Annotated in this window: 15 protein-coding genes; 5 read left to right on the top strand and 10 right to left on the bottom strand. The window is 53.5% G+C overall.

Translation table 11 applies throughout. The annotated features are described in order from the left end of the window. A partial coding sequence (locus QQJ87_RS00845) for a hypothetical protein (RefSeq protein ID WP_284279381.1) occupies positions 1–543 on the top strand: 543 nt, incomplete at its 5' end. A gap of 76 nt (positions 544–619) precedes the next feature. Further along, on the top strand, positions 620–1,039 hold the full coding sequence (locus QQJ87_RS00840; RefSeq protein ID WP_284279380.1) for a hypothetical protein: 420 nt from the start codon (positions 620–622) through the stop codon (positions 1,037–1,039). A 5-nt stretch (positions 1,040–1,044) separates the two neighbouring features. On the opposite strand, the gene QQJ87_RS00835 is transcribed toward QQJ87_RS00840, so the two are convergent. Then, positions 1,045–1,956: a LysR substrate-binding domain-containing protein gene (locus QQJ87_RS00835; RefSeq protein ID WP_284279379.1), complete on the bottom strand. Its 912-nt coding sequence runs from the start codon at positions 1,954–1,956 to the stop codon at positions 1,045–1,047. A 126-nt stretch (positions 1,957–2,082) separates the two neighbouring features. On the opposite strand from QQJ87_RS00835, the gene QQJ87_RS00830 reads away from it, so the two are divergent. After that, complete coding sequence (locus tag QQJ87_RS00830; RefSeq protein WP_284279378.1) at positions 2,083–2,520, top strand: carboxymuconolactone decarboxylase family protein; 438 nt, start codon at positions 2,083–2,085, stop codon at positions 2,518–2,520. Here QQJ87_RS00830 and QQJ87_RS00825 read toward each other — a convergent pair. Both QQJ87_RS00825 and QQJ87_RS00820 read right to left on the bottom strand, forming a co-directional pair. Further along, positions 2,471–3,097 carry a TetR/AcrR family transcriptional regulator gene (locus QQJ87_RS00825; protein ID WP_284279377.1) on the bottom strand — a complete coding sequence of 209 codons (627 nt, stop codon included), beginning with the start codon at positions 3,095–3,097 and terminating at the stop codon, positions 2,471–2,473. The two genes, QQJ87_RS00830 and QQJ87_RS00825, sit on opposite strands and share 50 nt — an antisense overlap. Beyond that, on the bottom strand, positions 3,088–4,188 hold the full coding sequence (locus QQJ87_RS00820; RefSeq protein WP_284279376.1) for a glutathione binding-like protein: 1,101 nt from the start codon (positions 4,186–4,188) through the stop codon (positions 3,088–3,090). Before QQJ87_RS00820 ends, QQJ87_RS00825 begins: the two co-directional genes overlap by 10 nt. An 89-nt stretch (positions 4,189–4,277) precedes the next feature. On the opposite strand from QQJ87_RS00820, the gene QQJ87_RS00815 reads away from it, so the two are divergent. Both QQJ87_RS00815 and QQJ87_RS00810 read left to right on the top strand, forming a co-directional pair. After that, positions 4,278–6,662, top strand: coding sequence for an arylsulfatase (locus QQJ87_RS00815; RefSeq protein WP_284279375.1), 2,385 nt, complete (start codon positions 4,278–4,280; stop codon positions 6,660–6,662). Beyond that, positions 6,655–7,521, top strand: coding sequence for a formylglycine-generating enzyme family protein (locus QQJ87_RS00810; RefSeq protein WP_284279374.1), 867 nt, complete (start codon positions 6,655–6,657; stop codon positions 7,519–7,521). Before QQJ87_RS00815 ends, QQJ87_RS00810 begins: the two co-directional genes overlap by 8 nt. On the opposite strand, the gene QQJ87_RS00805 is transcribed toward QQJ87_RS00810, so the two are convergent. From QQJ87_RS00805 to QQJ87_RS00775, 7 genes are read right to left on the bottom strand one after another with little or no spacing between them, the layout of a single operon-like run. Next, positions 7,485–9,836 carry an efflux RND transporter permease subunit gene (locus QQJ87_RS00805; RefSeq protein WP_284279373.1) on the bottom strand — a complete coding sequence of 784 codons (2,352 nt, stop codon included), beginning with the start codon at positions 9,834–9,836 and terminating at the stop codon, positions 7,485–7,487. The two genes, QQJ87_RS00810 and QQJ87_RS00805, sit on opposite strands and share 37 nt — an antisense overlap. Before the next feature lie 2 nt (positions 9,837–9,838). Beyond that, positions 9,839–10,903, bottom strand: coding sequence for a WD40/YVTN/BNR-like repeat-containing protein (locus QQJ87_RS00800; RefSeq protein ID WP_284279371.1), 1,065 nt, complete (start codon positions 10,901–10,903; stop codon positions 9,839–9,841). A gap of 53 nt (positions 10,904–10,956) precedes the next feature. Next, positions 10,957–12,282 (bottom strand): DsbA family protein, encoded by a 1,326-nt coding sequence (locus tag QQJ87_RS00795; protein WP_284279370.1) that lies wholly within the window; start codon positions 12,280–12,282, stop codon positions 10,957–10,959. A gap of 5 nt (positions 12,283–12,287) precedes the next feature. After that, positions 12,288–13,364: an MBL fold metallo-hydrolase gene (locus tag QQJ87_RS00790; RefSeq protein ID WP_284279369.1), complete on the bottom strand. Its 1,077-nt coding sequence runs from the start codon at positions 13,362–13,364 to the stop codon at positions 12,288–12,290. After that, on the bottom strand, positions 13,361–15,727 hold the full coding sequence (locus QQJ87_RS00785) for a DUF3604 domain-containing protein (protein WP_284279368.1): 2,367 nt from the start codon (positions 15,725–15,727) through the stop codon (positions 13,361–13,363). The genes QQJ87_RS00790 and QQJ87_RS00785 overlap by 4 nt, the downstream gene beginning before the upstream one ends. Continuing rightward, the gene (locus QQJ87_RS00780) at positions 15,720–16,727 is read right to left on the bottom strand and encodes a HupE/UreJ family protein (protein WP_284279367.1); all 1,008 of its coding nucleotides are present in this window, start codon (positions 16,725–16,727) and stop codon (positions 15,720–15,722) included. Before QQJ87_RS00780 ends, QQJ87_RS00785 begins: the two co-directional genes overlap by 8 nt. 1 nt (position 16,728) lies before the next feature. Further along, positions 16,729–17,478, bottom strand: a complete 750-nt coding sequence (locus tag QQJ87_RS00775) for a peptidyl-prolyl cis-trans isomerase (RefSeq protein WP_284279366.1) — start codon at positions 17,476–17,478, stop codon at positions 16,729–16,731. Positions 17,479–17,497: the final 19 nt, after the last annotated feature.

Below are 17,497 nucleotides of genomic sequence, written 5' to 3'. Positions count from 1 at the left end.
ATTCTCCTTGAACCAAAGTATAAAAACACTCCAGTTAACGAGTCCATCTTTCAGGGGCAAGGTCACAAAGACCGTGGGCGCGTGTCCAAATACACGCAGTCTGTTCTGATGGAAATCATGAAAAATTCTGGCATTCATTCATTGACCATCACTAGTACGGCTCGAACTGTCGACGAGCAGGCGAGGGTGATGTATCAAAATATTAAAACCTTTGGTGTTGATCAGCAAAAGCGTCTGTACGCGGATGCAGGTGATCAAGTCATTGATGAATATTCAAAATACAACAACATGAATCGCTCTAAAGAGTTTGTGATTTCCAAGATGAAGGCGAAAATTAACGAACTGAATCCTTCAAAAATTTCGCATCACATCGCAGACTTTAAAGTCCTGAATGTGATAGATATTGCACCAAGCAGCATTCCTACGGCGTTGCGTCCAACTTTCGTCAAAGCGATCACCAATGATCCGCGTATTTCTCAGTGTTTTATGCCGCCGAACGATCCTGCCTATCATCTTGAGATACCTCAAGTCACTGGGAGTTGATTTGAAAAACTGCCTCGTCTTCTTGGTTTCTGCGTTTTATATTGCAACAGCGAATGCAGAGCCGGTGTCCAACTGCGTGTTTGATCCCGCAGGAATCGACTATGCCACCTTACAAAACTCGCACTTGTTGAGTCAGGTTAATGTGGATGAGGCGCAGCACCTGGTTCGCGCCAACTTCGGGATGGACGGCGTGTTGTTGGCAAAGTTCTACGCCTGCGATGAATATGGTGTGTCAGCCAATTTGATGTTCAATTTAACTAGCCCCGTAAAACCCCAAGTTCTTAAAAATCAACTCGAACAATTGGCGTCACTGTTTCTGAATCACGAAACTGGGGCTGAGTTCAACGAAGCATTGGCCAAAATACCCAATCGCAAGTTGAACGGGCGGCTTGCCTTTTCAAAGTTGGCATCAAAAGTTGGCTTCTCTGAGTTAGAGGTTCAAATAACGCAGCAGGGCGACGTTGTGGTGCTGGGGTTTTCTTATTCGGGCAATTAGGTCTCTTACCCCCCGCTGTATTCCAATGCCCCCGGCAATTTGTCGGTTAAAAAGTCCACCAAAGCGCGTACCGATGGCAGCATGCCCCGTCGTGATGCGATCAGCAGGTGAATGCCTTCATCGGGCGTGCCCCAAGGGGCTAGCACCTGCTTCAATCGGCCGTCAGCCAGGGCCTCGGCCACAATGCGCTGGGGCAGCAGTGCAATGCCAACACCGCACAAGCAGGCTTGAAGTTGGGAACCCAGATCAGAGCAGAGCAATCGGGGTTGCAGTGTGATTTTGACGGTGTTTCCGATGAGGTCGTTTAGCAGCCAGTTCTGGGTTTGACCACCACCAAGTGCGCCAATGCTTGCCGCTGCATCCAGATAAGCGGGTACGTCAAGCTTCTTGCAAGTGCTCAAGTATTTCGGGCTGGCCACCAGGATGAACCTGCCGCTGGCCACTTGTTTGGCCACCAGGCCCGGTTCGCGCAGTGCTGCAGAACGGGTTCGCACTGCAATGTCGAATCGCTCTTCGATCAGATTGACGTTTCGGTCGGTGGCGTCCAGTTCAATGCGCAGCTTCGGAAATTGGGTCATGAATTCGCCAATCAGTTGTGCCAGGTACAGTTGGGCCATCACGGTGGGGCAGCTGATGCGAACCAGCCCTGCGGGTTCACTGCGCAATTGGGCAACTGCCTCTTGGGCAAATTCAGCCTCAATCAGCATGGCTTTGCAGTGGTCGTAAAACACCTGACCTGCCTCGGTCATCGATTGACGCCGGGTGGTGCGCTGCAAAAGCCGTACGCCCAATGACTCCTCAAGGTGGGCAATGCGGCGGCTTAATTTGGATCGCTGAATGCCTGTGATGCGTTCAACGGCGGTGTAGCCGCCGTGGTCGACGATCAACACAAAGTAGCGGCAGTCGTTCAGGTCCACTGATTAGGTCCAATAATGCAACAATCAATTGATATTTCGGCATCTTATCATTGATTGTTTCATAAATTACAGTGTTTTCATGCAGCTGCTTCATGTCGAAGCAGGGCCTTTTCAAGGAATTCAGCCATGACAAACCGCCCCGATTTTTACAAAGCCAACCCCCACGTTGTGAAGACCATGATGAAGTTGGAGGAACGAATCCAGCAGTCTGGCCTTGAGCAGCCTTTGCTTGAATTGGTGCGGCTGCGCGCCTCTCAGATCAATGGCTGCGCCTTTTGCATGGACATGCATTTTCAAGACGCGGTGAAGGGCGGTGAGTCTGTGCGCCGCTTGGCCACTTTGTCAGCATGGCGCGAATCGCCATTTTTTACGGCGCGAGAGCAAGCCGCATTGGCCTGGACAGAAGCCGTCACGCTGGTTGCGCAAACCCATGTACCCGACGAAGTTTGGGCACTGGTCAGCGAACAATTCAGTGAATCGGAGGCGGTGGATTTGACGTTGTTGATCAACGCGATTAACGGCTGGAACCGGTTGGCAATTGCGTTTCGGAAGGTGCCAAACTAGCAGCATGTGAGAGGGTCAAAACGCAGTTTTGAAGAACCTGGGCAGCTTGTGGCGCCGCCAAGCCTTGTTCTATTCTTAGCCTTGCCCAGGTTTCGATGCTTAATAACAAGTCCAGCGCTTCCAAGGTGTTACCCGACTTTGCGAGTGTCTCCGGCAATAGGACGGTCAGCAGGTTTCTCTGCATTTGCACGTAAAACCGCTTTTGTTGCTTCAGAAACGGGGATTCATGCAAATGCACTTGGGTGGCCTGATGAAGAGGCAAAAGCAGTTCGAACATGTCGCTTCTGCGGTTGACGATATGTACCAGTTTCTCTTCCCAGGTTTTGCCTTCAATGGGGCTTTCTAAAACAGGTTGTAAAATCTTGCTGACTTCGTTGGCCAGTTCGCGGTACAGGGTTTCCATGTCTTCGAAGTGACGAAATACGGTGCGCAAGCCAACGCCTGCCCGCTCAGACACTTCTTGGGCAGTGGGTGAGGGGTTGCCCTCGCGGATACAGGCCATCAGCGCGTTCACGATCAGCTCTCTGTTTTTTTTGCCGCGTACTACTCGCCCATCTGCCTTTTTTGTCACTGCCATTGTCTACCTACAAAATTTTTCTGCACTGCCGCGTGTATCGGCAGTGTACTGATTTTTGTCGAAATGAGCCGCTCTATAGGTTGTTGCAACAGGTCTTGAAGGCCGGGCGCCCAGCCGTGAATGCGAGATTGGTCCGCTGGAGTTAACTGCGCATACCGCAGACGTGCCCGCTGAAAACGCCAAACCCGGTAGGGATTTACGGGGACTTCGAATTCAATGCCTTTGCTTTGAAAACTGCAGCTGCGCTGATTGGCTTGCCAAGCGGATTCGTTGGCCTGCATGTAGGGCAGAAAGTCTTCCATGATCAATTGCAGTATCTTGCTGGCTTTCGCGGGCAGATCAGTTGGCATCAAGGCACAATCAAGTCGCTGGAGTTTGAGGTTCCACATGCGTGCCACCCATTCATGTACGGCAGGCGCCTCTGTTCTCATGATCATGGCGGGCGTGGGGTCACAAAAAAAGTGCCTGAACATGGGGCCGAGCAGACCATAGTCTGCCAGCGTCGGACGTTGCCCCAACAGGAAGGGGTTCTCTTTCAGTAGGTCTTCAATGGCTGCGAGTGACTCAAGGTAGTGTTCTTCAATGCGTTTTGCGGTTTGTCGATTAACACCGTCGCGTCTCAGGAAATGCATTTTTTGGCGGTTGGTAATGGCAAACCGACGGACGAAATGGGGCGCGGGAATGTCTCTCATCATGCCTGCCGCCAGCCTGTCGCCCATCAGTTTCGCATCGCGGGTTTTGGCCCAGCGGTAGTAAAGGGCGGGTCGCCACAGCCATTCATCACCAAAGTCTTCGATCAGTTCAGCCATGAATTGCAGTGCAGGGTCATTCAGAGTGATGGTCGTTTCAGTGAATTGTTTTTCCAGAAACTCGATGATCAAGGTGGTGTCGCTGAGCCATTGGCCCTCGCACCATTTCACTTGAGGCATTTGGGCGACACCGGTTAACAGGCCGCAGCGTTTGAAGTCGCCTGTGTCCATTTCGATGAGGTCGTAGGCGATGCCTTTGTTGCGCAAATACATTTCCAGCTTGCCGGTGAAGTAGGACAAATCCAGACCATGAACCTGAAGTGGGAGTTGAGGTGCGTTCATGAAACTCCTTGTTTTTCAATTTTGTTTTTAATATAGTGACATTAAAGGTGTCACTATATTAAAGCAAGATTCAACACAGAGGGGACAAAATGAAGAAAGGGCCAAGCGGTTCGCGCAGGCAGTTTTTAGGTGGGGTGGTGGCAGGTGCAGCAGGTGCCACAGCGGTGGGGGCAGGCGTGGGCGTATTGCGTGACAAAGCCCGTTCATTGATAACCCCCAAGGAAGTGGAAGTGGGTAAACCGGCCGTCGTGGGGGCTACCTTTAAAGACTCTCGACCGGCAAATACGGCTCGAGCCAAGGTCAGGCAGGGTGCTCCGAATGTCATCGCCATTGTATTGGACGATGTGGGATTTGCAGATCTTGGCTGCTATGGCAGCGAGATCAGCACGCCGAACATTGACCGGCTGGCCAAAAGCGGTTTGCAGTACACCAACTTCAGAACCACAGCCATGTGCTCCCCGACGCGCGCGTCTTTTCTGACGGGGTTGAATCATCACTCGGTGGGAATGGGCTGGCTGGCGGACGTGGATTCTGGCTACCCAGGTTACCGGGGCGATTTGAGCCAGGAGGCGACCACGCTGGCTGAAACACTGGGTGAGGCGGGCTGGAATACATTTTTGGTCGGAAAATGGCATGTGAACAATTCAAACACCACGAGTGCGAACGGACCTTACACCAATTGGCCAACGCATCGCGGCTTTGAGCGGGCCTACTGGTTTCAGGGCCACTCAACCGACTATTTCAAACCTTGCGAGCTGTTTGATGGCGTCGCCCCAATCGAGCCACCCGACCAGCCCGGTTACTTTGTCAACGACGATCTGACAGACCGGGCGACGACCTATTTGCGCACGCAAAAATGTCTTGAACCTGATCGGCCTTTTTATTTGCATCTCGCGTACCCAGGAGCACATTCTCCATTGCAGGTGCCTAAGGCTTATCGAGACGCCCAAAAAGGGCGCTATGACGTGGGGTGGGACGTTATCCGCGCAGCGCGTTTGAAGCGCCAGAAGGCGTTGGGAATATTGCCTGAAGACACAGAATTGTCGCCATTGTCCTTTAGCGCGCACAGTTGGAACAGCCTCAGTGCCGATGAACAAAGAATTTATGCCAGGTACATGGAGGTTTACGCCGGCCTCGTGACCAATCTGGATTACAACATTGGTCGCCTGCTGGACGCTTTGGCTGAAATTGGTGCACTGGACAACACGTTGATCATGTTGTTTTCCGACAATGGTGGCAGTGGTGAGGGTACAGAGACGGGCACCCCCAACGTATTTGCCCCGGCTTTTGGCCGGCCAGTGCCAGTGAAAGAGGCGCTGAAGTTTTACGACATCATGGGAGAGGACGGAACGTTTCCACATTACCCGATGGGTTGGGCCTGTGCCTCTAACACACCATTCAAGAATTACAAGCAATACACGCACTTGGGTGGCGTGGCTGATCCCTTGTTGGTCTCATGGCCCAGTGGCATCGCCGCCAAGGGGCAACTGCGTGACAATTTTGTGCATGTTATTGATTTGTACCCCACCATTCTGGAAGTCACTCAGGTTAAGCGAAGCGAGGTGTACCGGGGAATCAAGTTAAAGCCAGTCGAGGGGCAAAGTATCGCCCCAACCTTTGGAAATCCGAAGGCGCCCACCCGGAGCGAGCAGTATTTTGAGATGACCGGGCAACGCGCCTACATTGAAAACAATTGGAGATTGGTAACAAGGCACATTCGGGGCACTGAATTCACCGACGATCAGTGGGAGCTCTACGATTTGTCGAAAGACCCTTCTGAAACCCACGATTTGGCGGCTCAACACCCGGACATCGTGAACCGATTGAAACAGAAGTGGGTCAAGGCCGCTGAGCAATACAATGTGTTCCCGCTGGATGACCGCAATTTGGTAATACGCCTGGTGCAGGACAGACAGGCACACGCTTTGAAACCCCATTGGGAGTTCTTTCCGCCCGTTGAGCGTATTGCACACGACATGGCTCCGATTGTGTGCGGATTGTCACACACGGTGACGCTGGATGTTGAGCGACCCAGAGGGGATGAACAGGGTGTGTTGGTCGCACAGGGGGCGAAATACGCAGGTTGGGTTTTGTACTTGAAAGACGGTCAATTGCACTATGAACAAAGCCTGGTGCCCTGGGTCGAGCGGATGAGCAGCAGTGTGTCGGTGCCGCAGGGTAAATTCAAGGTGAAATACGTTCAGGAAATGACCGCAAGGCCGTTTGAGGGCAAGGGCAGTTTGTACATCAATGACAAGAAGGTGGCGGAGCACACCTATGAGCGTGTGTTGTTCTCTACGGGGTATGACGGTTTCACCATCGGCGCTGATTTGGGTAACCAGGTGTCAAGCGCCTACACAGGGCCAAACCCCTTTGCGGGAAAGATCAGACATGTCACGATAGACATTGATACAACGCCAACCAATCCAGTTGAAACCTATCGGTTTATCAAGCAAATGGCACTCAATGTTTGAACCTGTTTCTTTGCGTGGGGGCGAGTTTTTGATGGGCTCGGACCGGTTTTATCCTGAAGAAAGACCGGTTCGGCCAGCCTCTGTGAATGCTTTTTTGATGGATGCCACCCCAGCCACCAATGCGCAATTTGCGCAATTCGTGATGCAAACGGGGTATGTGACCGATGCGGAAAAGGGCGGCAGCAGCCATGTGTTTGTCATGACAGGCGGCCCTGTCGATTTGCGCCAACCCAGTCAGTGGTGGAAAGTGGTGGAGGGGGCCTGTTGGCACAGTCCGGATGGACCGACAGCCGGACTCAAACACAACCCGGAACACTTGGACCCCGATTTTGCCCGATTGCCTGTGGTCCACGTCAGTCTGCAGGACGCCAAGGCTTATGCCCGGTGGTGCAAGGGGCAACTGCCCACAGAGGCACAGTGGGAGTATGCGGCCCGGGGTGGTCTTGTTCAGGCTGACTTTGCATGGGGCAATGTGTTCACACCGGAGGGGCAGGCCATGGCCCACACCTGGAAGGGCAGTTTTCCCTGGCAATACTCTGCTGAGAACAAAAGGCCTGCGCCCCTTGCCGTGGGTTCCCTTCCCGCCAATGGGTATGGCTTGTATGACATGATCGGCAATGTCTGGGAATGGACGCTTTCACCTTTCGATTTACGCGAGCAGACGCAGTGCCCTTGCTCGCTGCCGGCCAGTGATTCTCGATTGTGGACTTTGAAAGGTGGCTCGTTTTTGTGTGCTGCGGAATACTGTTTGAGGTACCGGCCAGCGGCCCGAATTGGTGCGAGCCATTTGACCAGCACCTCCCACATTGGATTTCGCTGTGTCTACACCGATGGCCCAAATTTGCGAACAAGGGTTTGATAGGCGATCAAGCGCAGAAGGGCGGGAATCAAGACGATAGCGCCAATCATGTTCCACACAAACATGAAAGTCAGCAGCAGTCCCATGTCAGCCTGAAACTTGATGGCTGAGAACACCCAGATCAGTACGCCCAAGGCCAACATCATCGCGGTTAATGCAACCGCCACGCCAGTTGATTTCAGCGTGTTGAAGTAGGCCTCTCGAAAGTTTTGACCTTCTGCCAAATGGCTTTCAAGCCGGTTGTAGATGTAGATGCCATAATCCACACCAATGCCGACCCCCAGGGCAATGACAGGCAACGTGGCCACTTTAATGCCAAGGTTCAGTTCGACCATGATGACCTTGCACAGCACTTCGGTGATAAACAGCGGCAGCATGATGGCCAACATGATTCGGATGCTTTTAAATTCCCACCAGATCAACAGGCCAACGATGCCGTACACCAGCACCAGCATCACTTTCTGGGCGCGTTCGACCACCATGTTGGTGGCCGCTTCGATGCCGCTGTTGCCTGCAGCCATTAAAAAGGTGGCGGTGGGCGTGTTGTTTTCATCAGCGAATGCCTGAACATGATTGACCACACGTGACAGTGTTTCTGCCTTGTGATCAGACAAAAACAAGACGACTGGCAGCATTGAACAATCAGAATTGTAAAGATTGCCCGGAATGCTATTGTGCGCGCCGTTGGAGATGAAGCGGTTGCGGGTGATGGCCATCCATTTCGGATTTCCACCATTAAAGCCGGAAATGATCTGCTTCATGATGTCGAACAGACTGAACGTGCCCTCGACCCCCGGCGTGTTTGCCATGCGCCATTGAAATTCGTCCACTGCGGCGGCCACAGGGTAGGATCCACATTCACCTTTTGGGGTCTTGACCATGACTACGAAGACGTCTGAGCTGGTGGAATAGTGATTCACCAGGTAGCGAACATCCTGGTTGTATCTGGAATTCGGACGCAGTTCGGGGGCTCCCGGGTCAAGGTCTCCTACCTTCAGTTTGTGTGAAATGCCCAGTCCACCCAAGGTAACCAGCGCAGCCACGCTGACAACCACGGTGGCTGTTTTTTTACCGGTGAGCGCGGACAATGCCCAGGCAATTTTGTGAGGACGAAGCTCAAGTTGTTCAACGCGACGCAAGCCTGCAGGGGTGACGTCTGAATAGCTCATCATCACCGGTAGCAAGAACATTTTCGTGAAAATAATCACGGCCACGCCGACTGATGCGGACACCGCAAGGTCGCGAATGACCCCGATGTCGATGACGTACAAGGTGGAAAATCCCACAGCGTCAGCGAGCAGTGCGACGGTGCCGGGAATGAAAAGCAGACTGAATGTGGCCTTTGCAGCCTCTATTTTTGAAGCGCCATGATACCTGGCAACGGCCATGGTTCTGACGTTCTGTATGGCATGGGAGACGCCAATGGCGAAAGTCAGGAAGGGCACCAAAATGGAATAGGGGTTCAAGCCCATGCCAATGATGTGAATGAGCCCAAGGTGCCAGATGACCGCAAGAGAACAGCAAAATACGGTGGCCAGGGTGCTTTTCCAGCAGCGTGAGTACCACAGCAGCAACAGCACAGTCAGCGTGAATGTGATCAGAAAAAAGCCCGCCATGGCCTTGGCGCCATGGATAAGATCGCCCACCAGTTTGGCAAATCCAACGACATGAATGTCAATGTTGTCGCTGGAAAATCGATCCCTAATGCGGGTCTCGATTTGACTGGACAGCGTGCCATAGTCCAGCTTCTGACCCGATTGCGGATCCACTTCCAGCAATGGCGCCAGAATGATCGCAGAATGTTGATCATTGGACACCAGGGATCCGATTCGCCCCGACTTGTCCACATTGGCTTTGACCGCGTCGATCTGTTCGGGTGTGCCTTTGAATCCCTGACCGATGATGGGGCCCATTTTGACCCCTTCCTCAGTGATTTCGTGCCACATGACATTGGGCGTCCAGATGGAGCTCAGGTTGCCACGGTCAACCCCGGGAATGTAAAACACTTCGTCGTTGATTTCTCGCAGCTTCTCAAGAAAGTGCTTGTCGTAGATCGAACCCTGCTTGTTGACAACGACAATTCGCAGGACGTTGCCAAGCGGACGCAGTTCATTGGCGTATTCCAGAAAATTCACGATGAATGGATGTCGAACCGGAATCATCTTCTGAAAGGAGGCGTCTGGGCGAAGCTGGCTTGCGCTGACAGCCATGAAGACCGAGACAATCGCAAACAGTGCGATTACCAGCTTGCGGTGTCCAAACAGAACGGATTCGATACGACGCGCCAGGCGAGTGGAGGCTTTTGTTGAGTCCATGGTTATTGTCCCGACGAGGGGTTGAGCGACCAAATCTGGCTTCCGTGCCGGGTGCTGATCAGATATTCGTGACCGATTTCAGTCATGTCAGTCGCTGTTTCGCTGGTGTCGGCCCTGAGGATTCGAATCGCATTGGTTTTTTCATCCAGTTCGAACATACGGCCACGCTGGTCGAGAAAAATCACTTTGTCGATGCCCCCGGGGAGTGCCTTCACCAGGCTGTCGCCAGACACCTTGGGCAACTTCTGCCATTGAGCGTCTTCGGCGTCATAGCGGTAAATCGTGCCGCCAAAGCCATATGCAAGAAAGCGGAGGTGCCCCGGTTGCGGGTTTTCGACAAAGGTGCCGTAGAAATGACCGTTGTAGCCAGAGCTCAGTGTCTTCCATGTTTGACCCCAGTCAGACGAGGCGTAAACCAGTCCACCTTCCCCGGATATCAGCATCAGCCCATTGGCGCTGCCATCGATGCTGTTGTAGTGTTTTAGCTCAGGGTTGTTCAAGCGTTGACTAATCAGTCGCCAGGTCGCGCCACTGTCCAGTGTTTCGAATATCTGGCCGTAGCTGCCCACGATCCAGCCGGTGTTCTCGTTTTTGAAAAAGACATCCAGCAGAGGGCGCGAAGGGCCAAATTGCGCATCTGCTTGTGCATCCTCAAGCGCGTATTGGGCGTCTTTCTGAGCAGCCCCTGGCGCAGCGGTGTCCAGGTTTTTTTTGGCCTGCTCAATGATTTGTGCATTGGCCTGATTGCCGTCAAACACCTTCACCCAGGTTTGACCAGCATCGGTGGATTTCAGAACCACGCCATCGTGACCGACCGCAAACACCAAGTGGTCAGTGACGAATCGGACATTGGTCAGACTGACCGACACGGGGCAGGGCATCTGCTTCCATTGACGCCAACTTCCGGTCTGAGTGCGAAGAATGATGCCGTGTTCGCCCACAGCAAGTGCTGTGGATTTTCTATCAGCCACTGCAAACATGAATGCCTGTGTCGCCAACGGAGCCATGAATGCAGGCCTTTCGATGCCATCTTTCAGTGCGAATGCCTGCTGTGGTTGAGTGAGCATGAGGCCCGCCAAAAGCACTGCGCACGTTGTTGAGAAAGCGCATTTCGAACGGATCATGCCACCCTCCGAATGGCGATTGTCGACGGGTCCTTCAAGGCTTGCTGGACCCACCACAAACGGTCTTGACCCCACACCGCGCATTGACCCGCTGAAAACGAGGGCACGCCCCAAAGCCCCAGCCCAAGTAATGCTTCCCGGTTTTGTTCAGCAATTGCACGCCATTGGTTATCCGTCATGGCTTGTTTGCAGTCGTCCCAACTCAGGCCTGCTCTTTCTGCAATCAGGCGTAAACCCCGGTCGCTCCCTGCATTCACGCCTTCAGCCCAGACGCCTTTCATAAACGAGCAGATGTAGGCCTGTGCCACACCCTTGGCCTGTGCAAGCGGAATCAACGACAATCCACGCTCGGTGGGCTTGCCCACTGGATCGCTGATTCGGCCAAAGGGTGTGTGGTGAAGTCGTGCCTCGCGCGCCGTGTCCAGCACAATGTACTTTCTTTTTGCAGCGGGCACGGGAAGCCCACGCATGACCATGGGCAACACATATCGAAGATTCACCTTGACCCCCATGCGTTGGGCCATGGCGAAAACCCGGGGAGCAACGATCGCAGAGTAAGGGCTTCTCAGGGAGAAGAAAAAATCAAATTCGCGAAGTACGGGTTCGCATATCAGTGCGTGGTTTTCGACTATGGCTGGGAAGCAGGGGGGACGTCCAGGCTGACTGTCGCAATGAAGCGCTTGCAAACGGGACTCCAGATGATGAAGTCTGTCGATTCCCCAATACCATTCACCCGCGTAATACAGTGTGGTGCCCAGATAGTGTCCAAGTGTTTGTCGCAAGCGGGTGTCGTCATGCAAGCGCTTTTGTATTTGGACCGCACTGGCTGGCTGTATGCCAATATCACTGAGGCTCAGCTTGCTTGGGTTTTCCCAAAGCGCATGGCTAAGCGGGGCGGCAAGCTCAAAGGCAGACAAGCCTTTCTCCAGAGCAGTCACAAGACTGCCCTGCACCAGTTGGACTGATTTTTCGTCGGGCTGTCTGCCAGGGTCAGAAAATTTCAGTCCCCAATAATTGGCAAGTCGAGTGGCGTCAGTTCGGCTGTAGCGCATCAATCGATCCCGTTCAGGGGCATGCTCTTGTAAGGGGGCTTGTACCAAATGGAACTGCCATTGCACCTCCACGTACCTCTGCATCAATTGTGGTATGGCTTGAGCCACCAGAGCGCTGTAGGGGTCGTCGACCTGATGAAAATAGTGGATGACATGGGCAAGCCCCTTTTTCTGTCGCGCCTTTTCCGCCTGCGCCCAATGTCGTTGAAGTCTGGCTTCTGACAGCATGCTCGCTGTCATGATCGGCATCAGCAGTGTTCGAAGGTTCATGGCGTTCAATTTCCCAGAATGTTGCTGTATTCGATGCGATCTGAGTTGGGTGGCAGACTGATCAGATCGCCATCGGAGCCAATTCGCATGTCCCCATGGAAAATCGATTTGGCTTTGCCCATGAAAATCTCGCGCAATGGCGCTGCGGGAATGGGTGGAATAATGTGCGTAAAGACGACGGCCCTCACCTTGGCTTCCTGCGCCTCAGCGGCCACCTGCTCCGGGCTGGTGTGATAGCCCAGAATGTCATGCATGATTTTCTGGATTTTGGGTCGATTGGCCTGACCCGCCCAATTGCCGAGATCGTTCACGAGTTCTGGGCACAAGGCTTCGTGGATCAGCAGATCCACGTTTTTGGAATTGAGGGTGATTTGTGGTGTTGCAGCGGTGTCGCCACTGATGACCACAGAGCGGCCTTTGTAGCGAATCCGATATCCCACGGCGGGCTTGACCGGACCGTGATCGACTGCGAATGCGTCAATTTCGAGATCGGGCTCACGTAAAACAGAAATGGCTGCATCACCGTTCACCTGAAATTCGTGAAGCCGGGCACCTTGCAAGTCAGGGACCATCACCGTTGTGCCGTGGTGGGCGATTCGATAACCCGTGTCCAGCTTGTAGGCTTCTTCAAATCCGTCATACACGGTTTTAAGCCCCTGTGGACCATACAGGGTCAGTGGCTTTCCCGATCTTTGCTGGGCCCAGCGGTTCATCATGATTTCACCCAATCCATCCAGATGGTCAGAGTGAAAATGGGTCAGAAAGACGCCGTTTAATGCACCAACACCCAGGCCCATCCGCGCAAGCATCTTGTTAGAGCCTGTGCCTGCGTCGAACAGGAAGAGTTGTTTGCCCGCAATCACAACCGTGCAGGGCCCGGATCTATCGGGGTCGGGCATGGGCGACCCCGTTCCGCAAAGGCCGACGTGCAAGCCATCTGGCAAATTGATGTCTGACGACGTTAAACGGCGCATGGCTATTTTCTCGGCCACGCTCATCGCGATCGGGATTCTGGCGGCATACAAGCCTGCTGAAACCAGTATCACTGTTGCGATTATTCCCCCCACCCATTTTTTCTTCATGGCTTGTTGTCCTTTTTTTGTTGGGCTGCCTGAACCCAGATTGGCGAGCTCCAGGCCCGCTCCTGTTGTGTGATAAACCGGTTGACTGCCGAGAAAGTGCCAGGCTCGCCAGCAATCTTGCAGCAGCCTTCAAAGCCGGCAAACGGACTTCCCGCTGGAAACTGGCCGTTGGAGGCCTGGATTGTGTCGCACTGCACGCCTTTGGCTGAACACATGCGAGTGCTCCATCTGCACGATGGATTTTCAAGGGCTCGCGCATAATACGAGGCACCGAGGCTTGCATCGAAATCCTTGTCCTGAAACACCTTGCACATTTGAGCCGGGCCTCGGTATTGAACCTGGCATTGCTGATCGGGTTCAGGTGGGTTTTTGATTGCATCCAGAACGATTCGGTGCTCTCTGATCTGGTTGTTTCTGTCCGCCCAGCTTTTGATGATTTCGATGCTTTGCAGCGGCATTCCTGGTTCTTGACCACCTGGGTCCTGCATGGCGTACACCACGAGATAAGGACCCGATGCACCAGGCGTCAGAGAGCCACCTTGGGGCACGCCCTGGATGTATCCCTCCTCAATGGGACTTTCTCCTTTTTCAAGTCTTGTGCAGATGTCCGGTGGCAGCGGTGTGGCTGAGGCCAGCATCCGGATTCGCATACGTGATCCTGATGTGGCAAATGTTTCCCGGCGTTTCAATGCCGCGAAGATCTCTTTCCGGGTGTTCTCCCGAGCCCACACCCCTGCCAATCCGCCTGGCGTGAAATTGATGGCCACCGGGTTGAAATGGCGGTCATTGCAATTGGATGGGTTTGATGCGTCGTAATTGTGAACCGGTACCTTGAATCCAGTGATCGGGTCAGTCGGTAATGGCGGCTCTGTGCAATCCCAGTGACCCAAGGCCTCCCTGGGTTCGTCGTCCAGAACGCCGCCGTGGCCCGTGTTTTCCGCGTATTTCTTATTGTCTGTGCGCCCAGCCAGGCCGTTGTGCGTGTCGCTAGACGCTATAAAACCATACTGATAGGGGTTCACGCCCAGCTTTCGCTGCAGCGCCATGCCTTCGGGGATTACATTTCGGGCATAGTCCAGCGGCGAAGTGCAGTCGCTTGGTGTTGATCCGCCAATGGCCACTTTGTCGCAAGGCCGAACATCATGCAGGCTGTCAGTGGCACCGTGGTTCTGGTTCACCTGACAAAAAATCGGGTCATTCGGTGACCCTTTGCACACCAGCTTGCACTCGGGTGGGTCATCGTTTTTGCCTCGGCACAAGGTTTTCCATTCCTCAAAGCCGCAGCCTGCCTCTTCGCCAGCAAGCAAGGCGCCGTTAAATCCGGTCAGGCATTCGCTGGCACCCTTGTGCTGAATGATTTCCAGATTTTTGTCGAAGGTGTTTCGCAATTGTGCGTCGGCGACGGTCAAGGGCCTGTTGTCACGAGCCAATGGCAGACCGGTGTCCGCTTCACGCGGGCGGGCAAACCGCCCGTCGCTTTGGTTGGTGCCGTGTGGAATCGTGATGACATCGCACTTCGGCACATCCAGACAGTTTGCTTTAAGACTGTCAAACAGACCCCATTCGTCGTTGGTGTTGTCTTCGGTTGGAATGGGAGGAACCGAACTGTAAACATCTTTGGGTACCGTGTCGCTGGCAAAGATCACATTTCGATGTAAAACCTGCCCCCCCTTATTGGAAGAGAACTCATACCCATTCAGCGTCGTAAAGTGACAGGGCTCATTTTCGGAAGCATTGATTTGCTGAATTTGCTGCCAGGTTGAGGTGCTGGGCGCATTGCGACCGGCGCTGGTGACGAGCTGCAGGTAAAGCGGTACCTGGCCGGTGATAAATGTCGAGATGTTATCGCGTATAAATTGACCGAACACCGAACAAGCTGGGTTGGTGCCATCCGGAAGTGTGCCGTTGGCCTCACAGACCCGGCTGAAAGTACCCAATTGCTCGGCATGTTCTGTGACCGCCGCAAAATCCAGCGGTCTACCAATACTGACACGCCTGACCGGTTTGTCAGGATCATTGCCGGAGGGTAGATATTCGTATTCACCCTTGGCATAGTCGTAGGCCTCTTTCGGTCCGTTCAGTGAGTTCAGAAAATAGGCGTCAAAGGACAACTTGGTGTGAACGTGAATATCACCAAAAAACGCCTGCTTCACTGTGGATTTTGTATTCAGGCACTCGAACTCACTTTGGCCATCGTTGGTGGATGGTGGCGGATTCGAATTGTCGACTTGTGACGCTGTCACCTCCGCAGGTGTCGGCGAAGAGCTTGCATCGGATGAGCCATTTCCCAGGCATGCACACAGACCAACAGGCAGCGCCAACGACAGTAGTCCGATTCGCATCCATTTTTTGTATTCAGACATAAACCATCACCCTTTCGATAGTCCAGTAAAGTGCCGATCCGCCCATAAGCACCGTGAGAAGCCACTGAATCGCATACCTCGCCTTGAAAACAAGCCAGCGGTCCGCGGCAAGAAATGCGACATACAGGTCTGCCACGATGAGCAATTGACCCATTTCAATGCCGATGTTGAAAAGCAGAAGTGTTGAAAGCAGACTGTCTTTCGGGAAGCCACGGTCTGCCATTGACAGGGCGAAGCCACTGCCGTGCAGCAGACCAAAAGCCGCCACAACCCAGTTTGTGGAAAATGGCCGATTGCCCTCGCCATCCTCAAGGAGTTCAAATGCAACCCACAGAACACTGAGGGCAATCAGGGCTTCAATTGCGCGAGCCGGGACGGTGATCCAGCCCAGTACGAGCAGCGCGAGGGTCACGCTGTGGGCCAGGGTAAAAACAGTGAAACGCCCGATCAGTGCCTTGAGCGACTCCTGGTGTTGTCGCCACAGCAAAAAAAGACCAGTGACGAACAACACGTGATCCATGCCGCCCAAAATGTGTTCAATGCCGATGCCTAAGTAGTCAGTGTCAACATTCGACTGAGTGGTATCGCTTTTCAGCTTCAAAAGTGTGTGGGTAGAACTGGCAATTTGCACGCGTTCAGTTCCGTCCAAAAAGTGGGCGCTGACGATGAGATCGGGGGCAAGTCTGGTGAATCCATCCACCAGCACGGAGTGCCTGTCGAGTGGTTGATCACAGTGGAACTCAGCCACTTGCTGAACCTCGGTTTTTCCCTCCCAGCTGGTGTGCACATTGCTGAGTTTGCAAGCGGGTAGCAACTCAAAGGAAATAGGTGCAATGTCACCCGAAACACCGCGTGTTTTCTTGAAACTCAGTTGACCTGATCCAGTGGAAAATTCGGTGAGGTGCAAGGCTGCCGTACCCATTTCATGCGCATGCGACAGGCCCGGACCATAGAGGAGCACCAGCAACATGCAAACGATGATCATCCGCAGGGCCTTCATCTCAGTTCACCACTTTCAGGGTGTATCGTGATTTCAAGGCGGTCAGGCTCTTTTCGTTCAATGCCCGACGTTGCGCGTCTTTCACGTCATTGATCAGACGCTCCCCGGCTTCTTGCACTGTCATGGTCCGACCCTGTTCAACACGGTTGACCTTCACGAGAAAAACACCCATGGGTGAGACAATTGGTTCGGACCATTGCCCTGGCATTTCCTGAAAAATTCGGTCGGTCAGCCATGTCCCGAGCGTCCGTTGCAACGCCTGATGACTCAACTCTGTACTTCCACTGATCTGAGGAAAAGGGTCGCCGACCACTGGCTGTTTGCCTGCACGCAGCAGCGACAGGGCTTTGCGCGCATCAAACAGAGCCTGATCACCTCGCCGATCAGTCGAGAAATAAATCTGTTCAAATGAAATGGATTGGCCAGTTTGGTACTGCGCAGTGTGGTTGTCTAACCAGTCCTGCAACTCGCTTTCACGAGGCTCTTTCAATGGGGTCGTGTCTTCCATCAGAAAGCGCATTTTCTGGATGACCCGCCGGCGTACGATCAGGTCGTCCTGATCCAGGCCAAGACGCATGCCCTCTCGATAAAGCACCTCATCGTTCAAGTAGCTCGTGAGAGCCAGGTCGTAATTTTTCTCAGTGGGACCCAATGAGTTGGCGTCGCTGATCTGTTCCCTTACGAATTGACGCATGGCCGGCGTCACCAGAATGAGGCGCCCCTTTTCCGGCGACTGTGTGATGTGCTCCATGATTCCAATGAAAAGGGCG

The organism is Limnobacter litoralis, from assembly GCF_030160455.1.
GTDB lineage: Bacteria > Pseudomonadota > Gammaproteobacteria > Burkholderiales > Burkholderiaceae_B > Limnobacter > Limnobacter litoralis.
Note: the sequence above shows the minus strand (reverse complement) of the source record. Positions and strands in the feature narration are given on the sequence as shown.

Excerpts from the sequence above, each read along its gene's own strand:
- QQJ87_RS00830 (WP_284279378.1), top strand. The coding sequence starts at position 2,083 with ATGACAAACCGCCCCGATTTTTACAAAGCCAACCCCCACGTTGTGAAG.
- QQJ87_RS00825 (WP_284279377.1), bottom strand. The coding sequence starts at position 3,097 with ATGGCAGTGACAAAAAAGGCAGATGGGCGAGTAGTACGCGGCAAAAAA.
- QQJ87_RS00820 (WP_284279376.1), bottom strand. The coding sequence starts at position 4,188 with ATGAACGCACCTCAACTCCCACTTCAGGTTCATGGTCTGGATTTGTCC.
- QQJ87_RS00815 (WP_284279375.1), top strand. The coding sequence starts at position 4,278 with ATGAAGAAAGGGCCAAGCGGTTCGCGCAGGCAGTTTTTAGGTGGGGTG.
- QQJ87_RS00810 (WP_284279374.1), top strand. The coding sequence starts at position 6,655 with ATGTTTGAACCTGTTTCTTTGCGTGGGGGCGAGTTTTTGATGGGCTCG.
- QQJ87_RS00805 (WP_284279373.1), bottom strand. The coding sequence starts at position 9,836 with ATGGACTCAACAAAAGCCTCCACTCGCCTGGCGCGTCGTATCGAATCC.
- QQJ87_RS00800 (WP_284279371.1), bottom strand. The coding sequence starts at position 10,903 with ATGCTCACTCAACCACAGCAGGCATTCGCACTGAAAGATGGCATCGAA.
- QQJ87_RS00795 (WP_284279370.1), bottom strand. The coding sequence starts at position 12,282 with ATGAACCTTCGAACACTGCTGATGCCGATCATGACAGCGAGCATGCTG.
- QQJ87_RS00790 (WP_284279369.1), bottom strand. The coding sequence starts at position 13,364 with ATGAAGAAAAAATGGGTGGGGGGAATAATCGCAACAGTGATACTGGTT.
- QQJ87_RS00785 (WP_284279368.1), bottom strand. The coding sequence starts at position 15,727 with ATGTCTGAATACAAAAAATGGATGCGAATCGGACTACTGTCGTTGGCG.
- QQJ87_RS00780 (WP_284279367.1), bottom strand. The coding sequence starts at position 16,727 with ATGAAGGCCCTGCGGATGATCATCGTTTGCATGTTGCTGGTGCTCCTC.
- QQJ87_RS00775 (WP_284279366.1), bottom strand. The coding sequence starts at position 17,478 with ATGGAGCACATCACACAGTCGCCGGAAAAGGGGCGCCTCATTCTGGTG.